The sequence below is a fragment of the Acinetobacter sp. EKM10A genome (genome assembly GCF_011075215.1).
Classification (GTDB): domain Bacteria; phylum Pseudomonadota; class Gammaproteobacteria; order Pseudomonadales; family Moraxellaceae; genus Acinetobacter; species Acinetobacter baumannii.
Map to the genome: position 1 here is coordinate 60,412 of NZ_JAALLK010000012.1, position 24,089 is coordinate 84,500.

The window sequence follows — 24,089 nt, forward strand, 5'->3', positions numbered from 1 at the left end:
ATTTGGGAATGATGTATGAACGCTAAAATTAAGAAATTTGGTTTTCCTTTACCAATTGCAGGGGCTTCTGGAGGCAGCAAAAGCCCTTCCGTGCCGAGAGAAGATCCAGATAACCTTCAATCTAGCGCGTATGTAAATATCATTGATCTAATTGGCGAAGGTCAAATCGGTGGTCTGGTCGATAACGTTGACGGCGACAGTCTTACCGAAAAAGAAAAATCAATCTTTTTTGATGGAACACGCTTACGTCATACAAACGGTGAACTGAACTTCGCGAATGTGTCTTGGGCGGAACGGGTCGGTTTACAGCGACAAGACTACATCGAAGGATTTGGCGAAGGGGTAGAGACTCCTTTTTACAAAAACGTACAGCTTAAATCCGGCATCCCTAGCGCATTTACGGTTTCAAACCCGAATGCAGATCGCGTTCGCATCATTTTGGCCGTGAACTCTCTTTTGTCTACCGATCGCAGCTCCGGCGATACCTATGGCACTTCCGTAGAGTTCCAAATCAAGTTGTCGGTAAACAACGGCCCTTATGAAATCCTTGCAACTAAAAAAATCACTGGTAAAACAACATCACGTTATCAGCGTTCTTTCTCTTTCGACCTTCCAAAAAAGAAAGCTGACGGTACACCAATTACCGCTTGGTCATTCCAGATCACAAGAACAACCCCAGATTCAAATTCATCGTACCTTCAAAACACAACATTCTTCGAGAGTTACTCGGAAGTTGAATTAACCAAGTTTTCATATCCAAACGTTGCATTGGTCGCTACCCGATTCAGTTCAGAAACGTTTAGTTCAATTCCTAAACGTGAGTATCTGGTAGATGGTCTATTAATCAAGGTTCCGTCAAACCGCAATAAAGACGGGTCATACACAGGGCCTTGGGATGGTACTTTCAAGCTTGAGTCATCAAGTAACCCTGCATGGATTCTGTATGACCTGTTACTTAGCAAACGTTACGGTCTAGGCGAATACATTACGCCTGAAATGATCGACGAAAGCCGTTTGTATGTAATTGGTCAGTATTGCGATCAGCTTGTAGACGACGGTTTTGGCAACAAAGAACCGCGATACACAATTAACTGCGTTATCAATACTCGTGTTGAAGCGTATGACCTCATTGTCGATATTTGCTCGGCATTTAACGGCATGGCGTATTGGGCAGGCCATATGGTGGGCTTTACCATCGATGCGCCAGGCACTCCGCAAATGCTGTTCAACAATACCAATATTGTTGGCGATTTCTCTTATCAGGGAACTTCGAATAAAGACCGTCATTCAGTCGCGGTAGTTACATGGAATGATCCGAATGACGACTACAAACAAGTTCCAGAAGTAGTTGAAGACCCTGAACTCATTGAACGCTATGGCATTCGCAAAACAGAAGTCATGGCATTCGGGTGTACGTCACGCGGTCAAGCTGCTCGTTATGGCCGTTGGTTGCTATACAGCGAGCACCAACAGTCAGAAACAATCACATTCAATGTCGGCATTGATGCAGCTCTCCTATTGCCGGGTGATTTGATTTACGTTCAAGACCGTGACCGCGCGGGTAAACGTTTTGGTGGACGTTTACTAGATTGCACAGCCAAACAGGCAGTTCTTGATGATCTGGTTGATTTTGGGGAATTTACTGATTTGACGCTTGTGATCCGTTTAGAAGATGGGTCATTAGCAGAGCGCGTAATTGCTTCTCATACCAAAAAGACAGTAACCGTTTCTGGACACACCAAAGAAGTAACAGTGGTGGAATGGGCTGAAGCCTTGACGGTTATGCCTGTCAAATACGCTTTATGGATTATCAAAGCGGCAGAATTACAACCAGTAATCGCTCGCGTTGTAAACGTTGCTCAAGGTGAAGAAAAGGGCACTTATAACATTACTGCCGTTCCTCACAATCCTAACAAGTATCAATCTATTGAAAATGATTTGATGCTTGATGTTCCGCCGACTTCAATCTTGAACTCTCGCAATCAGGAACCTCCTGCAAGTGTCGAGATTAAGAGTGAAATTATTACCACTCAAAATGTCGCAAAAACTCGCCTCGTTATTAGCTGGAAAGAAGCGAAAAATGCAGCGCGTTATGAAGTCGAATGGAAACGCAATGATGGCAACTGGGTCAAGCTTCCACAGACCACTTCATTAAGTATTGAGGTTGAGGATGTATACGCGGGAGCCTATACAGCTCGCGTTGTTGCGTACAACCTTTTTGGCGCACGTTCTTATCCGAAGTATTCAACAAGCACCGACGTAAAAGGAAAAGTTGGCAAGCCAACTAATGTCCTTTCTTTGACAACCACGCCGTTATTGTTCGGCATGAAGCTCGATTGGGTTTATCCGGCAGGTAACTCTGACCTATCACATGTTGTCATTGAAGTGAGTGATCGGGCTGATGGTTCAAACCCTAGATTGCTCGGTAATGTTTCATATCCTACAAACACCTTGACTATTCAGGGATTACAGGGCGGTCTTGATCAATGGTACAGAACGAAAACCGTTGATAAGTCTGGCAATGAAAGTGATTGGTCGAACTTCGTTAAAGGCACGACTGGAAATGACCCAGATCAGGTACTTGATCTAATCTCTGGTCAAATTGGAGAAAGCGACCTTGCAACTGAATTACAGGGCAAGATTGAAAATTCAGTAACCGTATCTGAAGCCGCAAAGATTGTTGCTGACAACGCTCAAACGGCAGCAACAAACGCACAAACAGCAGCGACAGATGCCAAAACAGCAGCTTCCGAAGCTCAAAAAGCAGCAAGCTCTGCCCAGACACAAGCGTCATCGGCTCAACAAATCGCTAGTGAAGCAAGTGCAACAGCGGCTAACGCCAAAAATGCAGCAGACCAAGCGGTAACGGCTGCAAATCAAGCAAAAACAGCCGCAGATAATGCAGCGACAACGGCAGCTACGGCAAGTTCTACTGCATCAAAAGCTCAAACTACGGCAAACGATGCAGCCGCAGCCGCATCAAAAGTTGCTTCTGATTTAACAACCTCAACAAATCAGTTGAATAAGAAAATTGCTGATGAAACTGATGCACGCACAGTGGCAATTTCTAAACTGAATGATGGCCTGACAATTGAAACATCTCAGCGTAAGACAGAAGATGCGGCGCTGTTAAGCAATATTGAGACCTATAAGTCGAGCACAAATGGCACTTTGTCTAGTCTGCAAACGCAAATTAATACCAACGCGACAAATACAAGCGCAAATACATCAAAAATTTCTTCGCTTGACTCTCGTTTAACCACAAACGAAGGCAAAACAGCAGATGCGATTAATGCAGCGGCAACAGCTCAACAAACCGCAAGTTCAGCGGTAGACAAGGCTAATGCTGTTGCAAACTCCGTTACTGCTCTTAAATCAGAATTAAGCAGCGGAAAAGGCATTAATAACATTGTAGCTCCCTTCTCGGATCCGCAAGAACTTCCAGCTCTTGGTGGGGCGAGTCGTACCGTAGCTTTGGTGGACTCTGCGTTACGTCGAAACGGCAAGGCTTACAAAGTGTCATTCACGGCGGCGGCTCATTATGTGTATTTCGGCACCGCTCAAGCCGCTCTAGCACCATCACAAATGGCGATGCAAGTTGAAGCGGGGCGCGCTTATACATTTAGCGTTTGGTTGAAGGCTTTATCAACAGCCGTTCCGTCATTCCGTTTCAACATCCTGTGGTTTATTCGTGACCCTAGCACTGGAAACATCACAACAAATGCCGGAATCATTTTTCCACAAGGTCAAACAGATTCTTACATTGCTCCGAACGCTAACGGCCAACGATACTCATTTAGACCAGTCAACTCACCTGCAAATGCAATCGGCGCTACCGTCTATGTCGTAGGTAACCCTTCAGGGCCTTCTGCCGGCGAATACCTCATCGATATGTTGATGCTTGAAGAGTCTGTCGGTTCCGAAAAGCCTGCTTCTACGTGGACGGCGGGTCCTGCTGATCTAAATGCGATTAAGAATGCCTTAGATACAAACGCTGTAGCAATCAACAACCTAATTACACGCGTTTCGAACAACGAGGGGAAAATTACATCTCAAGGCAATTTGATCACGCAACTAAACAACAGCATTAATACGATTAATGGAACCCTTTCAAACAAAGCGGATGCTACAGCTTTAAATGCATTAACAACTCGCGTTTCTAATGCTGAGGGGCAAATTTCATCACAAGGGTCGTCAATTGTCTCTCTTCAAAACGATCTAGCATCTACCAACAAAGCCGTTTCAACCAAAGCTGACTCAAGCGCTCTCAATTCTTTGGATTCAAAAGTCTCAGAAATTGATGGCCGAGTAACAAGTAATGCCAACGCTGTTACATCTCTTCAAGGTAGTGTTTCGAGCATTGAGAAAGGACTTTCAACCAAAGCAGACGCATCTGCATTAAACAACTACTACACAAAAACTGAGGCTGATTCTGCCGCCTCTGGCGCAATCGACAAGTTCAACAGTCAATTGACGATTGGTGGTGTAAACGTTGTTGCGAACTCCGAAGCTCCTCGCACTTCAACTGCCGCAACGAATCGCGAATATTTACTGTATGAACGTAGCGCCGAATTAAAAGCGTTCTATGACGAAAACCTTGAGAAGCCAATCACGATTTCGTTTGAAATGAGCGTTCCTGTGGCTGGACCGGTTCAAGTTTATTCGTCAAATGGTTCTGCTCACCAATTCGTTACTTCCGTTAATGCAATTATCGTAAATCAATTTGCCAAATATTCAGTAACAGTTAGTCCAAAAGCGCATACGGCAAGTACAACTGTTTCGACAATTGAGTTCTATGGAACGTATGGAACTGGCCGTATCCCGACGATTCGTAAATTACAAATTGAAGCGGGCACAAAGGCTACCGCTTGGAGTCCAAGCCCTCGTGATACAAAGGCTGCAATTGACGCCAATGCTTCTGCAATTCAAACGACCCAAACAAAAGTTGACAATATCGATGGTCGGCTAACCACTGCTACAGATTCGATTACGTCACTAAATTCGCGCATGTCTACAGCCGAAGGAAATATCAACAGCACAAATACTGCGGTTGGTGGACTTTCGACACGCATGGCAACCGCTGAGGGCAAGATCACCAATCAAAGTGATTCAATTGCATCGCTACAAAATAGCGTCACCTCAATCAATGGAACACTGGCAAACAAAGCCGATTCAAGCGCGGTCAATAACTTAACTAGCCGAGTGGAAACAGCCGAGGGCAAGATTTCAAGTCAAAGCGGGCAGATTACTTCGCTTAGCAATAGCCTTGATCTAACAAACAGTAACTTGAACGACGTAAACGTTCTGGCGCGACTGTTATCTCTTGGCAAGCCTCTACGCGACGATCCAACTTTCAAAACGACCTCTGCTGGTGGTTTATCTGCATACAGTTTCCCTGCGGGAACTTCATGGGTTAAGCAAACTAAGTCAACAGACAACCCAACTGGCTCAACCCATGAAATGTTGATCAAAGCAACTCAAGCGTTGGGTGGTGGTTGGTATCCAACTGCACCTACGCTTGTACTCACTGCAAATAAAACCTTCTTAATTAAACAAATTATTAAGATGCCAGTGGGTACAAAATTACAAGCCATCGGTAATGCTACGGGTACGGGTGGATACATCCGAATCTTGGGTAATGATCTAGGAACTGGCAAATTTGAAACGTACTACTCTGTCGTACAAGGTGGGGCTGATTTAAGTGGCTCTACTATTCAAGGTCATTTCCGCGTAATTGCCGGTACTAACCCGCCAGTACCAACGGTTGATAATCCAGTCTTTGTGATTCTTGCTTCATACGAAGTATTTGATGTAACGGCTGTAAACGACACCATTCCAAAAGCTTATAGCGATGCTATTGCAGCCAATGCGAATGCGATTAACACCCTGTCAAACACTGTCAGCCAGCAGGGTAATACCATTACTTCCCATAGTAATTCTATTACTCAACTAAATAACAGCATTTCAAGCATCAACGGCGCACTTTCGAGTAAAGCGGATGCGAGCGCATTACAGTCGCTTGATTCAAAAGTAACACTAATCGACGGCAAAGTTACATCTAACTCTTCTGCATTAACAGCGTTGCAAAGCAGCTTTGAGGGAATTCCAAATCAAGGCGTGAACTTGCTCGGCCCTGAAATTTCCAACCCAATCGAAAAGCCAAATTGGATTTCAGGTCTTCCATTTGAAGTTATTCAATCACCAGATACGGTGAATGTGCGTGCGTTCCAATTCACGATGCCTGCCAACACCACTAGCGGCACTTACTTCAACATTGGTGGCGGCCAAGTTCCGCGACAGTGGCTAACAGAAGGTACATACATTTTTAGTTTTGTTGCCAAAACTGTTGGCGGGACACCACCGCATGCTATTGAGTGGCAACTCTACAATGTAGATAGTACACGCCTGCGCTTTAATATTACCGCAACATTAACCCGCTATAGCGGGGTGTTCACGGTGCCCGCTGGTGGTGCCGCTGCATGTATGCTGTTAATCGGAAACCCTACAGGCAAACCTGCGGGACAAGTTATCAATATCGAAAGAATGATGCTTGAACGGCAAGTTGGCAACAACACAACCCCTTCGGCTTGGATTGCAGGTAGCGACCCAACCGGAATGATTCTTTCAACGCAAGCCAAGGCGACTGATTTATTCAACACAGCCACTAGCCAAAACGCCGCGACTGCGGGACGCGTCACTAGCCTCGAAAGTCGCATGACGACCACAGAAGGCAATTTAAACAAAAAGGCTGATGCTTCTGCGCTTCAAAACCTCGACACGAAAGTTACGAATGTCGATGGCAAAGTAACGTCAAATACCAATGCCATTACAGCTTTAAGTTCAACTTTAAGCAACGCTACTTCAAGCATTTCAATGAATGCGGGTAATGCACAGGGCGATTGGACATTCTTTAATACGTCAGGCGAATACTCAATTGTTGCACAAGCGGATGGCCAAGCGGGTCGTGTTATTCAACTTGGAAATAATGCTGGCAATGATATTGTTTGGATGCATCCGAATAACTTCATTCCTTTTGATGCAACTAAGACATATCGACTTCGTGCGCGGTATCGCCGTCGTGCCGGAACAGGCACAATTTACCTCGGTGTCTCTCAGAAAACCCCAGACAAGGCACTATACGTAACAACAGCCAACGCATTATCGGGCGATATGGGGTCTTCTAACTATGTTGTTAATGCGCACGCACCTGCGATCGATGAATGGCAAGAAATCGTTGCGTATATCAAAGGTCGATCAGCAGGAGCAGCATCGGGTTCAGGCTCAAAAACAAGCCCACGTACTGTTTCACAACAAGCAGGCTTCATCACGCCGATGTTTATTGCAAACTATTCGGCGCAAACGGGCATTGTTGAGCTTGATTACCTAATTCTGGAAGATGCAGAGGCAATTGTTGGCAATGATGCAAATGCATCAGCGATTAGCGCTCTTGATACCAAAGTATCAGAAGTTGATGGACGCTTAACGACAGCAACAAATTCAATCACTTCGCTTAACTCTCGTATGAGTGCAGCAGAAGGGAATATCTCAGCGGCAAACTCGGCTCTAAGCGGTCTTTCAACGAGAATGACGGCTGCTGAAAATGGTTTAACCAATCAAAGTAATGCGATTACTAATTTAAGTAACAGCTTAACGGTTACAACCAATACAGCGAACGCTGCATTGCCTAAGATTCAGGGCGGTACTGGCGCAGCTAAGTTATTTAGAGGCGTTCTTGTATGGCAGCAAAACGGCGCAAATCTAACTGGCAATATCGTAATCCAAACGCCAATTACCTTCACAAATAAAATGTTCCGACTTTCACTTACTGGCTATAACTACTTGGCCGCTAAGAATGAAATTAATCTGAACATTGGGGGCTATGCATATTCGGGCACCTCTCTGCTTCAACATGGAGTGGTAAATTCGGGCACCATGCCAATTCGAGTTCGCATGGGTGTCCGAAATGGCACAGTAGTCGTTATTTTAACTTCTCAGGCACCAGGCGCTTACTGGCAATATCCAAAATTCAATATCGACGCTGAAATTGGCTACACAACTCCACCAGATAGTTGGGCCGATGGTTGGTCAGCTAGTTTCATGGCTGAGGCAGACCTCGCATCTAATGGCATTTCTGCAATCATTGAGCCGTCTTTATTAGACATTTCAACAACGCTTAATGCCACTGCTTCTGCAATTAGTAATCTGACAAATACTGTGTCTCAACAGGGCGATACAATTACTTCTCACAGTAATTCTATTACCACCTTAACCAACAAGATTACTAACAATGATTTATCGAATCTTGTTCTTAATCCTGATTTCGTAGACCCGAAAAGCGATTGGACATCTGGCGTAATTGTTGATGCGACTGACGCAGCGCCTAACCCGCCTTCTGCAAAAGCATTAAGACTGAATAACCGTGATAGTTATTACGGTCCTTTCGTCAAATGTAATGTTGGCGACATGTTCTATGTTTCGGCTTGGTTTGCGACGCCAAATACATCAGCAACCGCTTCTGCCGTGCTTGGTTTCAATACTCGGAACAGCGCAGGCACTTACACTTGGTATAGCGTTGCCATTAAGTCTACGGACAAAAATGCTTGGGGTATGGTGGAAGGTTATTTCACTGTGCCAAATGGCATGGTTGATATTCGACCTTGGCTTCAAGTAAGTATTGCTGCGTCAGAAGCAGCGGGGCAGCAATGGCATGTTACGAACATTCAAGTACGTAACATTACAGGTAATAAGAAGTTAGCAACCGACTTGCAAGCAACCTCGTCCGCCGTAACTGATTTAACTTCAAAAGTTACAAACATCGACGGTCGTTTAACTTCGGCATCAAATAATATCGTTACGCTCAACAATAGCGTTACAAACATCAATGCCACCCTCGCCCAGAAGGCAGATGCGACAGCCTTAAATTCGCTCTCTAATCGAGTAACCACTGCGGAGGGGAATATCACAAGCCAAGGTAATTCAATTACCTCATTGACTAATTCCCTAGCGGTTAGTGGAAAGGCGGGCACAAACCTTCTCATCAAATCCAATGTAGTTGGCACTTATGATGGTGTCTCATACCCACACCATACATACAAACTCGGTGAAGATTGGGAAGTTGGGGCTACATATACTTTAATTTGGTGTGCTGAACATAAACGAGGGACTGGCGATACAAACTCATCACTTGCTGTATACGCAGGTGGTGGCTCACAACATCTGCAAGCCGTAGTAAATACGAATGGTAAGGTTGTCAGCAAAGTTACCTTTGTTAAAAACAGCGCAGTTGCCTCTGGCCCAATTATCCACTTCTACATGCTCAACCGTCCGACAGCCGACAAGGGTAGCGTTGGTACGGTTTATTGGGCGGTGCTTGTAAAAGGCGATGTACTCACGACTGATGCTTGGATTCCAAGCCCATATGATTATATCCCTGATAGCAATGCAAATGCCGCTGCTATCGCAAATCTTACTAATACAGTAAGTCAGCAAGGCAATACTATTACATCAAATAGCAGCAGCATTACCTCGCTCACTAATCAAATCGGTAACACGAAGTCATATTCGCTGGTGACTTTCCGTAACGGCTCTGCCGTTGGCATGCCAAAGGCGGCTGGCGTCTACACTGGAAACAATACGCGATTATATGGATTTGGGCGCGGTTTAAATCTCATTGTGTTTAAAAATGGGGATGTTGAAAGCTGTACGCAATATGACACCTATGGCGACATCGTATCTGCATGTAACGCCATCTATGCCGCTATCAAGGCGCTTGCATCGGGAACTTACTTTGCAATCGTGGGTACAGATAACATTGGCTCAGTTGGAAATTCAAACCCAAATACTGATTTACGTGCGCTTTTACTTGCTTCTGGTGCTGGCGACACATATTTCAGATCTTGGAACTGGAATGCTCTTCCTATTTTTGTAGGACGCAAAGACCTAGATGCAGGCAATGGTATTCTCGGTATGTTTGATTCGACTGTTCCTAATCAGTGGATTGAATACCCGCTTAGTTTTGTGAATGGTGTACCTGTAGGTTTAGGTGACTCCCGAACTTTAACCACTCAACTGGATGCAAATGCTTCTGCCATTTCGTCATTGTCGAACACAGTGACTCAACAAGGTAAGGATATTGCTTCACATAGCAGTAGTATTACCTCGCTAAACAATAGCATCACCAATATTAACGGCACGTTAGCAACAAAAGCAGATAGTTCGGCTCTAACAAACCTCGCCAACCGCGTAACTACAACCGAAGGTGCAATTACCTCTCAAGGCTCAAGTATTACTTCGCTGAATGCATCTGTGAATGGCTTATTAAAGGATGTTGCAGTATCCGATACTCGATCTACTAATCAGCCTCCATCGTGGTATTGGTCAAACTATCCATTGCGTATCGTTCGCGAGTTCAAGCAAGCCTCTGTGCTAGGTTTGACTGGCATGGGTACATATGTCTCCCTTGAAACATACGTTTATTGGATTGACCCATCTGGTGGCCCAATCATTCAAATTGCACGAGGTTCTTCTTCGGCTTTTACTGCTGAACGAAGAAGTGCTGATTACAACTCGTGGTTCGCATGGTCTCAGGACATTAAAGCATTGAGTGATGGCTTATCGAATAAAGCTGAGGCCTCAGCGCTATCTTCACTTGATGCCAAGGTATCAACGATTGATGGAAAAGTCTCAACTCAGGCGACAAGTATTACCAATCTGCAAACAACTGTGGGTGGACATACGGCGTCAATTCAATCGCAGCAACAATCAATTGATGGATTGAAATCAAGAGCAACTTTGAAGTTGCAATCCGGCAATTTAATTGGCGGTGTTGGGATTGAGAACGATAGCAAAACCGTTGATTTCATTATTCAGGCTAACAAGTTCGCCATCGCTCCACCATCTAATGCCGCAGCGGGTTCTGTAGCGCCTAAATACGCATTTGTTTATCAACCGACAGCCACAACGTTGCCAAATGGAACAGTCGTACCTGCCGGACTGTATTTGGACAATGCGTCAATCGGCTATATCAACGCGGAAAAAATCAATGCCTCAAGTTTAAGTGCAATTAGCGCAAATCTTGGAACTTTAACCACACTTAAGGATCCAACGAAGCCTAATGGAGCGCGAATGGTTATTACAGGTAGTTTGACTACCGTTTATGACGATAACAACGTGGCACGTATTAGATTAGGGATTTGGTAAATGGCAAACGCTAGACTTGAAATAAGGTATCCAGATAACTCAATCGCTTATGATTCGACAACGGATCATGTAATTACTTTTGTCACTACTGTAACGATTCAACAAAGTTCTTACAGCAAGCAAAACATTGCAGGAATTAATGATGGACCTAGGTGGGCTGTTCCAACTGACGCCATCTACACCAATGGTAGATACATAATCTTTAATGTAGAAATCACCTTTGGAAAAACTACTGGTGGAGCACCTGTAATTTATGCAAAGCATGATTGGGGCCTACCTCCAGAAACAAACACATTTAAAATATTTCATCACTAGGAGCTACGCAGTTATGCCCATAGGTATTGAAATTAAAGACGATACTGGTGAAGTTGTTCTCAACAGTGAAAGCAAAGTCTTAGTAAAAGCTGGTGAAATCGTATGGACTGCACAAGATATGACCAGTTCTAATTGGGCAACAGGTGCTCGTAACCCTGTTACTGGAAAATACGAAACGCTGTTCGTAGCGCCATATAAACTAGCAAGGGATGATCAAATAAACTGGTGGCATGCTGACGATGCTGTAATTTTTAACCCGCAAACATTCACAGGTAGAGATTCTCAATACCAACCAGGTTTATATCAAGGCATTCATCAGGGACGGCAGACTATATACTGCCGTCAGTATACAGAAGCCTTAGCTATAAGCTCATCTTCATCCGCATATTTAGAAGTACGAAATGCTAACAATGAAATTGTATGGGATTTGCAGACCTTCATGAATTCTCCAAGAATTCTTAAAATTGGAACATTTGAAGAAATGGTTGGAATTGATGAATGGAAAGCAAACGTTATACCTAACGGTGTTCCGGGCAAGATGTGGATATGGGTTGATGGTATAAATTTCTTCTGGTTCAACGGCGAAGGGGGTGATTTGTACCCACTTCCTCCTACACAAAATTTCTTACTAGCTTGTTTTAAAGATACAACTCTCTATTTGCAACTGAGATTAAGTGAACCTGCTATCGGTGATACAGATACCAGATCTTGGGTAACAACTATTTATGTAGGTTATATGCCAACTTAAGGAGTCGTTATGTATTTATTAATACTTACTTTGATTTTGAATGGGGCTGAAGTTAATAGCGTAATTGCTGGGGAATTTAAAACAGAAAGTGCCTGTTCCGCTGAAAGGGCCGAAATAGCTGTCGAAATGGCAAGTAATGAAGCGCATATGGAAAAGCTAAAGGGTTATGACAAAGTAATCATGAAATGTGTAAAGCAAGAAGTTAAATTGAACCGACCCGAAATGCCGAAAATTTTATGGAATGGTAAAGAAATTAGCTGACAAACCAGAAGTTTGTACCAGTAAGGACCTTTGCTAAAGTGCCGTTATTCTAGTCTGCTCTGTTATGATTTACTTTGTATTTAAGTAATAAAAAAGGCTTCTCAAGAAAGCCTTTTTAATGAAGTCGAATGGTTACGCAGTACCGCCATTTTCTTCAGTAGTAGTGGTTTCATCTGCATAGACCAGTCCGACCGAAGCTAGACCAGGAGTCTTCCGATCGTAAATCAAGGTCAAGTTTTCAACCGGCTTTCCATTTTGGCCTTCGAGCAAGTTGACTTGCCCTAAAAGAACGTTCAAAAGGTTAGCTTCATCTTTCGTGATCTGCTTTAATGCCATAGTAAACATCCTAAAAATTAAACAACGATAATTTTTACACACTCATAAATTATTAGTAAGTGCTTATTTATAAAATATAGTAAAAATGTTATATTTTCTCAACTAATCTAAGGCGAGAAAATCATGACCGAACCAGTATCAACTACTATCGGTGGATTCGCTGCTTGGAAGGCATTTGGCATGACTATCGTAGTCGCAATCTGTGTGATGGCAGTTGCGGCTGTAGTGCTCATGATGCGGATGCCGAGATCTCCGAGAGAGTGGGGAGTTGGCTTGATTACCACAGTAATTTCAAGCTTGGCTGGCGGCTCTTTCATCATCATCAAATTTAACCTTCACGCTTGGGCAACAGACGTATGGGGAATGATCGCTCTTGGCGGTTTCTTCTTCACATGTGGCTTGCCGGGGTGGGCTATTGTCCGTTGGATTTTCAACTATATCGAAAAGAAGGAGGGTTCCGACATTTTCGAAGTTGCAACTGATATTAAAAACGACCTGAAGGAGTTTAAAGATTAATGAGTAGCATGGTATCCACGCTTGCATCAGTGCAAATGGCCCAGATTGCACAAACTTATTCTTGGCTTCGGGCGATGTCAGGAGGAAAGTTAACGCAAGAACAAGTAACCGCTGGTGATGAGATCATTGAAAAAGCGGGTTTAGAAACTTTTGCCAAACTCATTGGTTACAAACTTGAATCTGGCGTTACAGGGCAATGGGATATTTCCGAAAAAGGATATGAACTTATTCGTGGATTTGAAGGTTTCAGGAATACGGCATATCTGGATACAGGCAGTGTACCGACTATCGGGTTCGGAACAATCAAATATCCAAATGGCAAGGCTGTCAGAATGGGTGATACCTGCACACGCGCTCAAGCAGAAGAATGGCTCAAAAACGATTGTAAGTGGGTTGATGCATGTCTTGATAAGTGTGTGAAAGTGAAGGTGTCGCAAAATCAATTCGATGCACTGGCTTCTTTTGTTTACAACGTAGGTGAGACAGCTTTCGTTAAAAGCACAATGCTGGTTTTACTCAACCAAGGCAATTTTACTGGAGCTGCAAATCAGTTTGATCGTTGGGTTTTTGACAACGGTAAACGGATTCCTGGTTTGGTTAATCGCCGTTCTGCTGAAAAGAAATTATTTTTAGCATGAAACTTTTAACCCTATTCATGCTGTGCATCCTGATTTCAGGATGTACAGCTTCTACTATTCAAAACAATATCCATGTCACTGTTTGTTTACAGTGTGCGCCTATGAGTCGTTAATAATGGCTTCTTTTTTTCTTTCGTTTGTTACATTCCTGATGTTATTCACAACATGCATCATCCTTGTTTTCTCTTATTTCCAAAACAGACATTAATTTGAATTTAAAACTTAAACATGTTTCGCTTCTTTCTGTGAACTCTTTTTTTTAAAAACGCTCTATGCTTTGAATTACAAGTGTTCTGATAATAACGGTACAAAAATTCCGTTGTGGATAACTTAAAACCTATTTGAATTTAAAATCTTTTCTTTTTTTCTTTTAGAGGGCCTGAAACGATTGCTAATAAATGCTTTGAAAGCCTATTAAGGTACAAAAACTCCGTTTCAGCGGTACAAATACTCCGTTTTAACGGTACAAAAAGTTTTAATTACGGTACAAATATTCCTTTTTAACGGTACAAAAATTCTGGCCTTTAATTTCAATAGCTTAAAAGGTACAAAAATTCCGTTAAATCGCTTTTAACGGTACATTTTCTCCGTTAAAAGTCCTATAAAGGTACAAAAACTCCGAATAAGTACCTTTTAAAGCCATTTTTCCATTAACTTAAAGAATACATAAAAGGATTTCGGTACATTTTCTCCGTTCACACCCCTATAAAGGTACATTTTCTCCGCTAAGCAAATAGCCAAAATCAAGATAACGGTACAAAAACTCCGATAGGGGAGTCATAACGGTACATTTTCTCCGTTTAAAAACCCTATAACGGTACAAAAATTCCGAAGGAATGCATATAAAGGTACAAAAACTCCGGTAATGTCATTACATTGTCATGTTTTGGTCAAAATCCTTAAATATAAATCAGCTCAATTCCTGCTGGATAACTAGATTTACAAACATTATCTAATCATGTACCTTTTACGAAAACCAATAAAACCTTTCTGAACGGAATATATGGCAGAACTTATTAGGAATTCAGATGTTTATAAAGCGAATGCATTGATTAATGCAAGCTACGCTTTGGACACTGCTGAGCAAAGAATAATTCTACTCGCCATTTTAGTTTCCAGAAACAAGAATGCAGATCTGACTGCCGAAACGATTATCGAGATTCCTGCTTCCTTATATGCCCAAAAATTTAATACAACAGTGAGCGCGGCATATAAAACACTGAAGGAAGCCGAAGATACCTTATTTGAAAGACGTTTTTCTTACACCACAATGCGAAATGGCAAGATTGAGGTGGTTCGGTCACGTTGGGTATCACGAGTTTCATACGTTAAGGATGATGCATTATTAACGATCACCCTAGCTCCTGATGTGATTCCTCTAGTAACCAAGCTAGAAGGAACCTTTACCAAATATGCCATCGACAATTTACGCGATGTGACCAGTAAATATGGCATCCGTCTGTATGAGTTGGTCGCTAGTTGGAAAAATTCGGATATACGTAAAACTCCTGTTTATGACTTCGAGGACTTCCGTGCCAAGATGGGCCTTCTTCCTCATGAGTATAGAGACAAGAAAAATCCCGAAAGTACGGATATGACCAACTTCAATAAACGTGTATTGAAGCCGGCAATTGATCAGATTAATAGTTTTACTGACCTGTTTATTACTGAAAAGAAAATCAAGACAGGACGTAATATCACGGGCATTTATTTTGAAGTAAGTTTAAAAACCGATAACTTCATTGAAGGCGAAGCGAAAGAAATCCATGACAGCAAGCCTTCTTCCGATTCAGCTAAAAAGACAGGCACTCCTTTAGAAAACATTAGGCTTCCAAAAGTATCGACCCAAGAGTTTTTGGGTAGTGATCTCAGCGAAGAGGACCTTAACAAAGAGAACCCATTAAAAGAATTTATCGTTGAATCTGGCGTTTATAAGTCTGCTATTGAAAAGCCAGTAGAAGAAAAGGATGAATTTGAATTAAATGGCATAAAACGATTGTATGAGGCTCTATTAAAGCTGGATGAAGGCGTAACCAAGGAATACGTCCGCGAATATGCCCAGATTAAAGGCGTAACTCTACAACACGCATTAATTGAACTTTATAACTCTAAAAGACCGGCTTAAACATTCCGGCACTTGGGTCTTTTCCGAAAACTTGGGTTTTTGAAGTGCTAACGAATAATTAAATAATACTTTCTATAATATTTAAGTTTTTATATTAATTATTCGGAAACGATCGGATGTCCCAAGTTGAAAAACAAATACCCAAGTATTTAGATTGGGCGGGTCACTTTTATGGCAATGACCTTGATTTAGAACATTACGAAATTCTCACCATTCAATACATTCCCAAGAAAGAGCGGAAGCTAGAAACGCAGTTAATGACAACCAAGTGGTTTGACTATAGGCTGATGCATCCCATGCAAGCCACTTATTACTTCTTTCGGCTTTTCAAAAATGAATATCGAAACTTTTATAGAAAAGCTATTGATCATAAGGCGGCCGAATTCGTTAAACCCATTAAGGAGCGAGATTTCTTACTCAGCCGTGAGGCCTTGTCATTTTGGCGACTCAGACAGGCAATTGATGCTTTGGGAATGCGTTATGACTTCTATTTAAAAACCGCATTTGATAAATGCTTTAAGGTGATTGCGAATGGTAGACCTTTGCCACCTAGACCTGCTCAACTAAAAAAAGAAGAACTGTTAATTGAAGTGTTCCATGAGTGGGAGTCTTATTGTCAAGCTTCGCTCCAGATCGCTAAAAGTCCATATTTTACCGCTACACTTTTTCATAACAGTCCAATGCAAGTTGATTATGAAGATTTTATTGTTAAGCAGGTGCGGATGCGTCAAGTGCAGCATTATGCATTAGGGACATGCATTTATCGCTATGATGCACTTCGCATTGAAAAAGCTTTAGAGTCTTTTGACATTTCGATCATCAACCAAGCTATTAAATCCAGTATTTAATGCTTTTTTCTCTTAAAATATTAATAAGCGCTTACTATAATTTGATAATATCGTTTTTATAGTAATTACTAATGTTTCGAGGTTTTAATGAGCGAATGGCAGAAAGAACTTGCGATACAAAACAAGTTCGGCAATAGCGCTCCAATTTCAAAGGAGTCTATTTACTTAAATACGGAAGAAAAGCAAAAACTTCAATTTCAGCCGCGTAAAACGTATGGGCGTAGGCTGCCTGCGAACGAATGCGAAATTGAAGAAATGGGCTACATGAAGTTTGTTCGCAAGCTGCAAGAGCAAGAACAGGAAATTGTAGTCATTAAAACAGACGGCGAAGTTGTGCGTGGATACATCCGTGCTGCGGATGCAGAAACGATCTCGCTTCGTTGTTATTTGAATGGTGATAAAAACGGTCGTTATCGTGCGCGTGTTCTTTTCAAACACCAAATTTCCGAGTTCTCACCAACTAAGGGGATTGAAGACCTAGTTGATGAGCTAGAGAGAAAGTCGAAATCTAAATCTTAAACGTAAGCCATCTATTTTCTATAAGGATTATCTTATATGTCTACTGCTGTGGCCGAAATTCATGAAGAAGAGGTCGTTGATAAAGAACTCGAAGGCTTCACCGAAGAAAAGTTTGATTACGACGATGAGTTTCAATCAAAAATTGCGGCTTTAACTTTACGTGACGATGAGTTTCTTAGAAGAGCCGCCCATATTCTGAAGCCAGAATTTTTCGAAAATCAGGGTGAAGCATGTCTGGTCGATATTGCGCTCCAACACTTCAATAAATATGGATGTTCTCCTGATCCTGCTTCTGTTGTCCAAATTATCAAGGATAAAGCTGCTTCTAAAGTTTATAAGCGAGAAACTTTAGCGGCAATTGTGGAAGCAAGGAAGAAATTAATTGGCATCTATGTCACTGACAAGGCTTTCGTTGAAGAAAAGGTTGTTGAGTTCGCGCGAAAACAGGCGGTATCCAATGCGATTGTTAATTCTGTTCCTGATCTTGAGGCAGGGAATTACGCCAAGATTGAAGCGCGTATCAAGGAAGCTATTGCGGTCGGATTGAATGAAGAGGGTGTTGGTTATGACTTCTTCGCTCAGGCGTTGAATCGTAAGCTGGCACGTATCGAGAAGCTGACAGGCAAAGTACCTCCGACAGGCATTACTACTGGCTGTAAAGAACTTGATGATCTGCTGTATCACAGAGGTTGGGGACGCAAGGAGCTGTCTCTATTAATGGGCGGTGCAAAAGCAGGTAAGACGCAAGCGCTTATTCACTTTGGCCGTATCGCAAGCTTTGCTAAATACAACGTTCTATATGTAACGCTAGAAGTTGGTAAAGACATTATTGCAGACCGTTTAGATGCCTCTATTTCAAAAGTGATCATGAAAGAATTGGCGTCGAAGGCTGCAAGTGTTGCAACTGCGGTCGAGACGGTAGCCAAGACGGCGGGCAAATTTATTATTCATGAATTTGGTTCCGGTACATTTTCTCCGTCACAGCTAAGAGCATTAATTGATAGGTATAAGAATCCTGGGCGGAACCCTGATGGAACGATAAGACCGCCAATCAAGTTCGATATGATCATTGTGGACTATGCAGATTTGATGCGTCCAGATATTCGTACAAATGACCCAAAAGAGAACTCAAGAGTTGTCTATGTTGATTTACGCGCGATTGCTTTTGAAGAGAATGTGGCGTTACTGACAGCTACTCAGACCAACCGTGAGGGCTTTAAGTCAACGGTAGCCAAGGCAGAGCACGTAGCTGAGGACTTTAACAAAATCAGGACCGCTGACGTTGCAATCTCCATCAACATTACAGAGGAAGAGAGAGCGAAAGGTCAGGCTCGATTGTACTTTGCAGCTTCTCGAAACCAAGAGATGGGGGTTACTGTGGTGATTAAGCAGAATGTGTCCATGATGAGGTTCTTGGAAGAAGTGATTAGCGTCGAATAAATTTAACCCAATATTATAGTAAGCGCTTATTTATAAATTTGTGCTAGTATAAATAAGCGCTAATTTTATCTAATGCGATTTTGCAATATGAGCGATCAAGAAAGTTTAGCGGAGATATTAGACCGCATTGATATGGAGTATTGGCTTAACCGCGAAGGGTTTGAATACAAAGTAACTCGCGGAAAAAACGGAATCCAGTTGAATGTTAAGGAATGTCCGGTATGTGGTAACTCAAGCTGGAAAGTCTATCTGAATCAGGATACGGGTTTGGGTAACTGCTTTCATGGTGATTGCGAAACCAAATTCTCGAAATGGAAGTTTATTAAGGCTGGTATAGGCGGTAATAGCCTAAGCAATAAAGAGATAGTCGAGCATGTTAAAGCAATTGCTCAGGAGCAGGGCTGGCAGCCAAAGCGCAAAAGTGAACCCACACAAACCAAAATTGGCGATCTAAAGCTTCCAAAAGCCTATGACTTGCCGATCATGGGTCAGAACCTAAAGTACCTTAAAGAGCGAAATATAACGCTCGATACGTGTCGTGAATTTGGACTGAAATTCTGTCAAAAGGGTTGGTTTGCATACATAGGCCCAACGGGTGAAAAGCAATACCAAAACTACAGCATGAGAATCATCATTCCTGTCAGGGACCTTGAAGGCAAGCTTGTGTCTTTTCAGGGTCGGGACATTACAGGAAAGGCTGAAAAGAAGTATCTATTTCCTCCTGGTTTCGCGTCTACGGGCACTTACCTATATAACGGCCATAATGCCCTAGGTTACGTTGAAATCGTCATGGGAGAGGGTGCTTTTGACGCTATGGCGATATATCAAGCCTTCAAGGAAGACGAGTTCCTTTGCAATGTTGGAGTTGTCGCGTCATTTGGTAAGCATCTTTCGGTAGGTGGTGATGAATCTCAAATGGCTGAACTACTAAAGCTTAAAGATGAGGGATTGGAGTGCGTGACGATTATGTGGGATGGAGAGCCTGCCGCAATTCTGTCTGCGATCGACGCATGTTTAAAGATAAATAGCTTTGGCATAAAAGCAAGGTTGGCCACGTTGCCTGCTGGATGTGACCCCAATGAAGTCGACCCTGAAATCGTTCGCACAGCGTATCGAAAAGCGATACCAATTACGCCAATTAGCGCAGTAAGTTTACGCATTAAGTATATGGGTAAAGTCTGAATCGTATTTGATTCCAAATCATTGTTTTTAAAATATTGTTGAAGTTTTCAAGGTGCTTTTACTATGAGTTTAAAAATTGTGGTCAGAAGTGCCTACTCATTGCATACGAGTGGGACAAAATATTATTCGATGTTCTTGTTATCGGTACAGGACGGAGCTAAACGCAACACGCAATTATTCAAAATTTATGGCTCAGCGGTAAATCAAACCGCTCAAGTCAAACACCATCAAGAAGGTAATGGTGCAACTCTTGATACCGAATTTAATAAAACACTAAAAGTAAAAGGTAAAGCAGGTGAATATAGCGATTTACGTGAAAGCGAAATCTTGCACGAATTTGATAATTTCCATGATTTTATTACTTACTTGACTCTCGACTCTCAGATTAATGCCATTAGAGCGCCTTTCGCATCAGCGATTACCGAAAAGGGTTTTGAAAAATACTTGGAAACCTTGTCTCAAACGTTCGGGATTCCAGTTGATGACATGTACAAATTTACATTCAACTATGAATCAGAGGAAGAACGGCAACGAAAACAAGAAGAGGAAGAGCGTAAGGCAGCTCAGCTCATGGCACAACGACAAGAATTTTATGGTGAAGTTTTGGGGTCTTGGTAATGAACAGAGTAATTATTGGGGTTCCACACTGTCGGTTTATGGTGACAAAAACCACAACGAATGAAAAGGTTTTGGAGCTCACAGAATATTTTGCTGTCCACAAGCATACTCAAGATGAAGTATTAGGCTTGGCGATCAAGGCTGTTGATTACCATGATAACAAGGGCGGGTATCACCGAACGGTCGAAATTCTTGAAAAATACGAAGGACTTTCTTACTCAACAGTAGCAGAAAGGGTAAAGAATTTAAGTAAGGCTGCTGTACGTAATCTAGTTGATGAATTGTCTACCAATTCGGATTCGATTAATCCAATTGAATATGCTCAATCAATTTTCGGTCGCGAAGCATCCAATATTTTTGACAAAGGGCGAGAAGCTGAGATCAAGTCAATTTTTCAAAATTATTTTGGACCTATCAGAAGCGAACTGAGCGAATTAATTCTTGATACAGATGAGTATGCTGCCTATAAAGGAGTTCAAGGATCATGGTAACTAAAACTCTTCCTGTACTCGATTTGGAATTATCCAGAAGCGGAACAAATGCCTATTACTGCGATTTTTGCCCTCATACTGGCAACCGTCCTAATTATGCTGCATGCCTAAAGCGTATCCATAATGTTCAGGAGGGAAATGAGCGCGAGGTGGATGCAGTTTGCGTAGTCGCTATCCACAGACATCACTGTGAAGCTGCCGAAATGCGTGAACGTGAAATTGAGGCAGGTAAGGCTCTCTATTACATTGATCGTTCAGAAATGCGAAAACAAGTTGGGAAGCGGCTGGCTAAACAAGGAATTTCTATTTCTTCTAAATTTGATTATAAGTTAGAACTTACTAATATTAATGGTGAAAAACTAGATAAAGAAATTCCAGTTAATTCAAAGGGTAATTATTCATTAAGTGATGCAATCAATACTAAACTAAAGAAAAATAGTTTGAATACCAAAGATGATCATGTAGAATCGCAACAAGAAAATAAAGTAAGCGCTAACTTATATATCGAGAGTGAGAGCTTAACTGTACCAAGTATCGAGAGCGGATTATCGCTTTTAGAAATTGCTAACCGTTTCAAAGCAAACACACAGGAAAAATTATGAGCAACGCAGAAGATTTATTAGAAGCTTTAATCAAGGCATTAAAAGAGTCAAATGTAGATGCTGAGGAATTACGCTTCATGACTTTGCTTCCTGATCACATGCGCAAGATTCAGGATTTAACCGAAGAGTTTGTAAAAGCTCACGTTAATGGTCCACAACAGCTTGAAGTTTACATGAGAGCCATTATGGGGGTGGTTGCACAGGTTCAAGCAGCATTAGTCGTGAATACCGGCACAGAATCAATTCAGGAATATGCACAATTATTGGCTCAAAAATCAGAAGATGAATATTTGCTTGATCTAGGTCACATGCTTCGTGATTTTACCAATCATTGGCTAGCGGTCTTTCTGCAAGCTGCAAAAGAGCATTTCGGCGAAGAAGTATTTAAAGCTCATCAAGCCCATGTTAGAGAAGTGATTAAAAACGCTAAAAGCGAAATGCTGAAATCCAAAGAAGGCGATTCCCCATTTAAAGATTCATTTATTCCTTCATTTGCAAAGCAGTAATAAGGTGTAGCAATGAATAGCGATCAGTTACTAGAGGCTTTAAACCAAATTGCATCTGAAAGCTCAAAAAATGAAAAACTAGCTTTACTCATGGATTTTGAAGCAGAAAAGGGGTTGTTCAGAGAAGTTCTGCGTTTGGCATATGACCCGTTTATTGTCTTTGGAATTTTGCCAAAAGCAGAAGATGCAGGAACAGGGGAGTTAATGTTTGATGAGGTTGATACCCTTGAGTTCCTATCTAAGCTTAATAACCGTGAACTAACAGGCAATGCAGCGCGCGAAGCGCTGCGTAGCCAACTGGCTCAATTATCAGAGAAGTCAGGCGAGCTTTTAATTCGAATTTTAAGAAAAGATTTACGTGCAGGTTTTAGTGATGCAACGATCAACAAAGTCGTGCCTGATTTGATTCCTGTATTTCCATACCAACGCTGTTCATTGCCTAGTGAAGTAAAGCTGAAGGCATGGCCGTGGAAAGATGGCATTTATTTGCAAGAAAAAGCTGATGGCATGTTTGCCAACGGGACCAATTTAGAAGAGAAGTTCTTCTTGTCCTCACGCCAGGGCACGCCGTTACCTATGGAGCATTTTTCCGACCTTACTGCGGAAATGAATATGCTGATCAAAGATGTCCAATATCATGGCGAACTACTTGTCGAGCGTGATGGTGTAGTTCTGCCGCGCAAGGTAGGAAATGGCATCTTGAATTCGGTCACAAAGGGTGGCTCATTTGCTGAAAATGAAAAACCGATCTATATGATTTGGGACTTCATTCCGCTTAGCTCTGTTAAGTCAAAGGGAAAATTTGAAGCAGCATATAAACGCCGTATTGCACTGATTAAATCGATGCTGGCCAAGTTTAAGCCTAAGTATGTGCGGCTGATTGATACGCATGTTGTCCACTCATTGAGCGAGACTTACGATCACTTCTTTAATGTACTTATGCAGGGCAAAGAGGGGCTGGTAATCAAGCATCCAGAAGGTCACTGGAGAGACGGTACAAGTAAACACCAAGTTAAATTAAAACTTGATGCGGATTGTGAGCTGGAGGTCGTGAGCATTAATCCGGGTAAGGTGGGTTCAAAGAACCAAGGGAGAGCTGGAGCTTTGCATTGTAAATCTGCATGTGGTCAAGTCATTGTGGATGTCGCCATCAAGAATGAAAAAATGCGCGACGAGGTGGATGCAAACCCTAGTGACTGGATTGGTCGAATAATCACTGTGCGTTCAAATGCCATTATGCGTCCATCCAACAGTAACCAGAATTACTCGTTGTATTTGCCGCGTATGGTTGAGGACTGCTATCGAATCGATAAAACGGAAGCTGATGATTTAAAACGTATTGAAGAGCAATTCAAAAACGCTATCGAAGCTGCCAAGAAGCTGGCAGAAAGTGAAGCGGTGGTGGTAGCGAGAGCAGCGTCTGTATCCTCAGCTCGTCCTTCGACATCTTTTGCGCGGTCTTACAGCAGCTCGTCCACACGCGCTCCGACCACTACAAGTTTTCGTTCTAGTCCAGTTAAGACCGTGACAAAACCTAGTACGATTCGTTCTGTGAAGCCTGTTACAACGCCTGCTAAACCGATGCCTGTTTCTTCTTCATCTACACAGAAGAAATCGCGTAAGATTGGTTTCCAATATGATTACTATGCATTTACAGATTGCATCCCTTATTCAAGCGGAAGTTTCCAAGGTTGGAAGTGTATTGATCGGGATTAATTGGGGCGGTTCTACCGCCTCTTCTTATG

General features: G+C 42.3%; 17 protein-coding genes. 16 read left to right on the top strand and 1 reads right to left on the bottom strand.

Annotated elements, in window-relative coordinates; genetic code table 11:
• Positions 1-15: 15 nt before the first annotated feature.
• Genes G9371_RS14420 through G9371_RS14435 form a run of 4 tightly spaced genes read left to right on the top strand, consistent with a single transcriptional unit; the run spans position 16 to position 12,523 of the window.
• The gene (locus tag G9371_RS14420; RefSeq protein WP_000992032.1) at positions 16-11,199 is read left to right on the top strand and encodes a phage tail protein; all 11,184 of its coding nucleotides are present in this window, start codon (positions 16-18) and stop codon (positions 11,197-11,199) included.
• Positions 11,200-11,514 (top strand): hypothetical protein, encoded by a 315-nt coding sequence (locus tag G9371_RS14425; RefSeq protein ID WP_001262280.1) that lies wholly within the window; start codon positions 11,200-11,202, stop codon positions 11,512-11,514.
• Between the two features lie 13 nt (positions 11,515-11,527).
• On the top strand, positions 11,528-12,262 hold the full coding sequence (locus G9371_RS14430; RefSeq protein WP_001121317.1) for a hypothetical protein: 735 nt from the start codon (positions 11,528-11,530) through the stop codon (positions 12,260-12,262).
• Positions 12,263-12,271: 9 nt separating this feature from the next.
• A complete protein-coding gene (locus tag G9371_RS14435) occupies positions 12,272-12,523 on the top strand; it encodes a hypothetical protein (protein ID WP_000281052.1) in 252 nt (83 codons plus the stop codon).
• A gap of 132 nt (positions 12,524-12,655) precedes the next feature.
• Here G9371_RS14435 and G9371_RS14440 read toward each other — a convergent pair whose 3' ends face one another.
• Positions 12,656-12,868, bottom strand: a complete 213-nt coding sequence (locus tag G9371_RS14440) for a hypothetical protein (RefSeq protein WP_223829155.1) — start codon at positions 12,866-12,868, stop codon at positions 12,656-12,658.
• 114 nt (positions 12,869-12,982) lie between these two features.
• Between G9371_RS14440 and G9371_RS14445 the strand changes: the two genes are divergently transcribed.
• The 12 genes from G9371_RS14445 (at position 12,983) to G9371_RS14500 (ending at position 24,060) form a co-directional block, all read left to right on the top strand.
• Positions 12,983-13,375: a hypothetical protein gene (locus G9371_RS14445; protein ID WP_000138816.1), complete on the top strand. Its 393-nt coding sequence runs from the start codon at positions 12,983-12,985 to the stop codon at positions 13,373-13,375.
• Positions 13,375-14,013: a lysozyme gene (locus G9371_RS14450; RefSeq protein ID WP_000097415.1), complete on the top strand. Its 639-nt coding sequence runs from the start codon at positions 13,375-13,377 to the stop codon at positions 14,011-14,013. The genes G9371_RS14445 and G9371_RS14450 overlap by 1 nt, the downstream gene beginning before the upstream one ends.
• Positions 14,014-15,016: 1,003 nt before the next feature.
• Entirely contained in the window at positions 15,017-16,138 is a 1,122-nt protein-coding gene (gene repM, locus G9371_RS14455) for a replication initiation protein RepM (RefSeq protein WP_000818857.1), read from the top strand.
• A gap of 116 nt (positions 16,139-16,254) precedes the next feature.
• Complete coding sequence (locus tag G9371_RS14460) at positions 16,255-16,986, top strand: hypothetical protein (RefSeq protein ID WP_000084436.1); 732 nt, start codon at positions 16,255-16,257, stop codon at positions 16,984-16,986.
• Positions 16,987-17,073: 87 nt separating this feature from the next.
• On the top strand, positions 17,074-17,505 hold the full coding sequence (locus G9371_RS14465; protein ID WP_000005905.1) for a hypothetical protein: 432 nt from the start codon (positions 17,074-17,076) through the stop codon (positions 17,503-17,505).
• Between the two features lie 36 nt (positions 17,506-17,541).
• On the top strand, positions 17,542-18,945 hold the full coding sequence (locus tag G9371_RS14470; RefSeq protein ID WP_000102028.1) for a DnaB-like helicase C-terminal domain-containing protein: 1,404 nt from the start codon (positions 17,542-17,544) through the stop codon (positions 18,943-18,945).
• Between the two features lie 87 nt (positions 18,946-19,032).
• Positions 19,033-20,127, top strand: a complete 1,095-nt coding sequence (locus tag G9371_RS14475; protein WP_001283392.1) for a DNA primase — start codon at positions 19,033-19,035, stop codon at positions 20,125-20,127.
• A gap of 78 nt (positions 20,128-20,205) precedes the next feature.
• Positions 20,206-20,745, top strand: a complete 540-nt coding sequence (locus G9371_RS14480) for a hypothetical protein (RefSeq protein WP_225481293.1) — start codon at positions 20,206-20,208, stop codon at positions 20,743-20,745.
• Positions 20,745-21,236, top strand: coding sequence for a hypothetical protein (locus G9371_RS14485; protein WP_001082443.1), 492 nt, complete (start codon positions 20,745-20,747; stop codon positions 21,234-21,236). The genes G9371_RS14480 and G9371_RS14485 overlap by 1 nt, the downstream gene beginning before the upstream one ends.
• Positions 21,230-21,838, top strand: a complete 609-nt coding sequence (locus G9371_RS14490) for a hypothetical protein (protein WP_000256859.1) — start codon at positions 21,230-21,232, stop codon at positions 21,836-21,838. Before G9371_RS14485 ends, G9371_RS14490 begins: the two co-directional genes overlap by 7 nt.
• Positions 21,835-22,344, top strand: a complete 510-nt coding sequence (locus G9371_RS14495; protein WP_000063348.1) for a hypothetical protein — start codon at positions 21,835-21,837, stop codon at positions 22,342-22,344. Before G9371_RS14490 ends, G9371_RS14495 begins: the two co-directional genes overlap by 4 nt.
• 12 nt (positions 22,345-22,356) lie before the next feature.
• Entirely contained in the window at positions 22,357-24,060 is a 1,704-nt protein-coding gene (locus G9371_RS14500; RefSeq protein ID WP_001083510.1) for a DNA ligase, read from the top strand.
• Positions 24,061-24,089 lie beyond the last annotated feature (29 nt).

Excerpts from the sequence above, each read along its gene's own strand:
- G9371_RS14430 (WP_001121317.1), top strand. The coding sequence starts at position 11,528 with ATGCCCATAGGTATTGAAATTAAAGACGATACTGGTGAAGTTGTTCTC.
- G9371_RS14490 (WP_000256859.1), top strand. The coding sequence starts at position 21,230 with ATGGTAACTAAAACTCTTCCTGTACTCGATTTGGAATTATCCAGAAGC.
- G9371_RS14485 (WP_001082443.1), top strand. The coding sequence starts at position 20,745 with ATGAACAGAGTAATTATTGGGGTTCCACACTGTCGGTTTATGGTGACA.
- G9371_RS14495 (WP_000063348.1), top strand. The coding sequence starts at position 21,835 with ATGAGCAACGCAGAAGATTTATTAGAAGCTTTAATCAAGGCATTAAAA.
- G9371_RS14475 (WP_001283392.1), top strand. The coding sequence starts at position 19,033 with ATGAGCGATCAAGAAAGTTTAGCGGAGATATTAGACCGCATTGATATG.
- G9371_RS14470 (WP_000102028.1), top strand. The coding sequence starts at position 17,542 with ATGTCTACTGCTGTGGCCGAAATTCATGAAGAAGAGGTCGTTGATAAA.
- G9371_RS14465 (WP_000005905.1), top strand. The coding sequence starts at position 17,074 with ATGAGCGAATGGCAGAAAGAACTTGCGATACAAAACAAGTTCGGCAAT.
- repM (WP_000818857.1), top strand. The coding sequence starts at position 15,017 with ATGGCAGAACTTATTAGGAATTCAGATGTTTATAAAGCGAATGCATTG.
- G9371_RS14450 (WP_000097415.1), top strand. The coding sequence starts at position 13,375 with ATGAGTAGCATGGTATCCACGCTTGCATCAGTGCAAATGGCCCAGATT.
- G9371_RS14425 (WP_001262280.1), top strand. The coding sequence starts at position 11,200 with ATGGCAAACGCTAGACTTGAAATAAGGTATCCAGATAACTCAATCGCT.
- G9371_RS14440 (WP_223829155.1), bottom strand. The coding sequence starts at position 12,868 with ATGTTTACTATGGCATTAAAGCAGATCACGAAAGATGAAGCTAACCTT.
- G9371_RS14435 (WP_000281052.1), top strand. The coding sequence starts at position 12,272 with ATGTATTTATTAATACTTACTTTGATTTTGAATGGGGCTGAAGTTAAT.
- G9371_RS14445 (WP_000138816.1), top strand. The coding sequence starts at position 12,983 with ATGACCGAACCAGTATCAACTACTATCGGTGGATTCGCTGCTTGGAAG.
- G9371_RS14460 (WP_000084436.1), top strand. The coding sequence starts at position 16,255 with ATGTCCCAAGTTGAAAAACAAATACCCAAGTATTTAGATTGGGCGGGT.
- G9371_RS14500 (WP_001083510.1), top strand. The coding sequence starts at position 22,357 with ATGAATAGCGATCAGTTACTAGAGGCTTTAAACCAAATTGCATCTGAA.
- G9371_RS14420 (WP_000992032.1), top strand. The coding sequence starts at position 16 with ATGAACGCTAAAATTAAGAAATTTGGTTTTCCTTTACCAATTGCAGGG.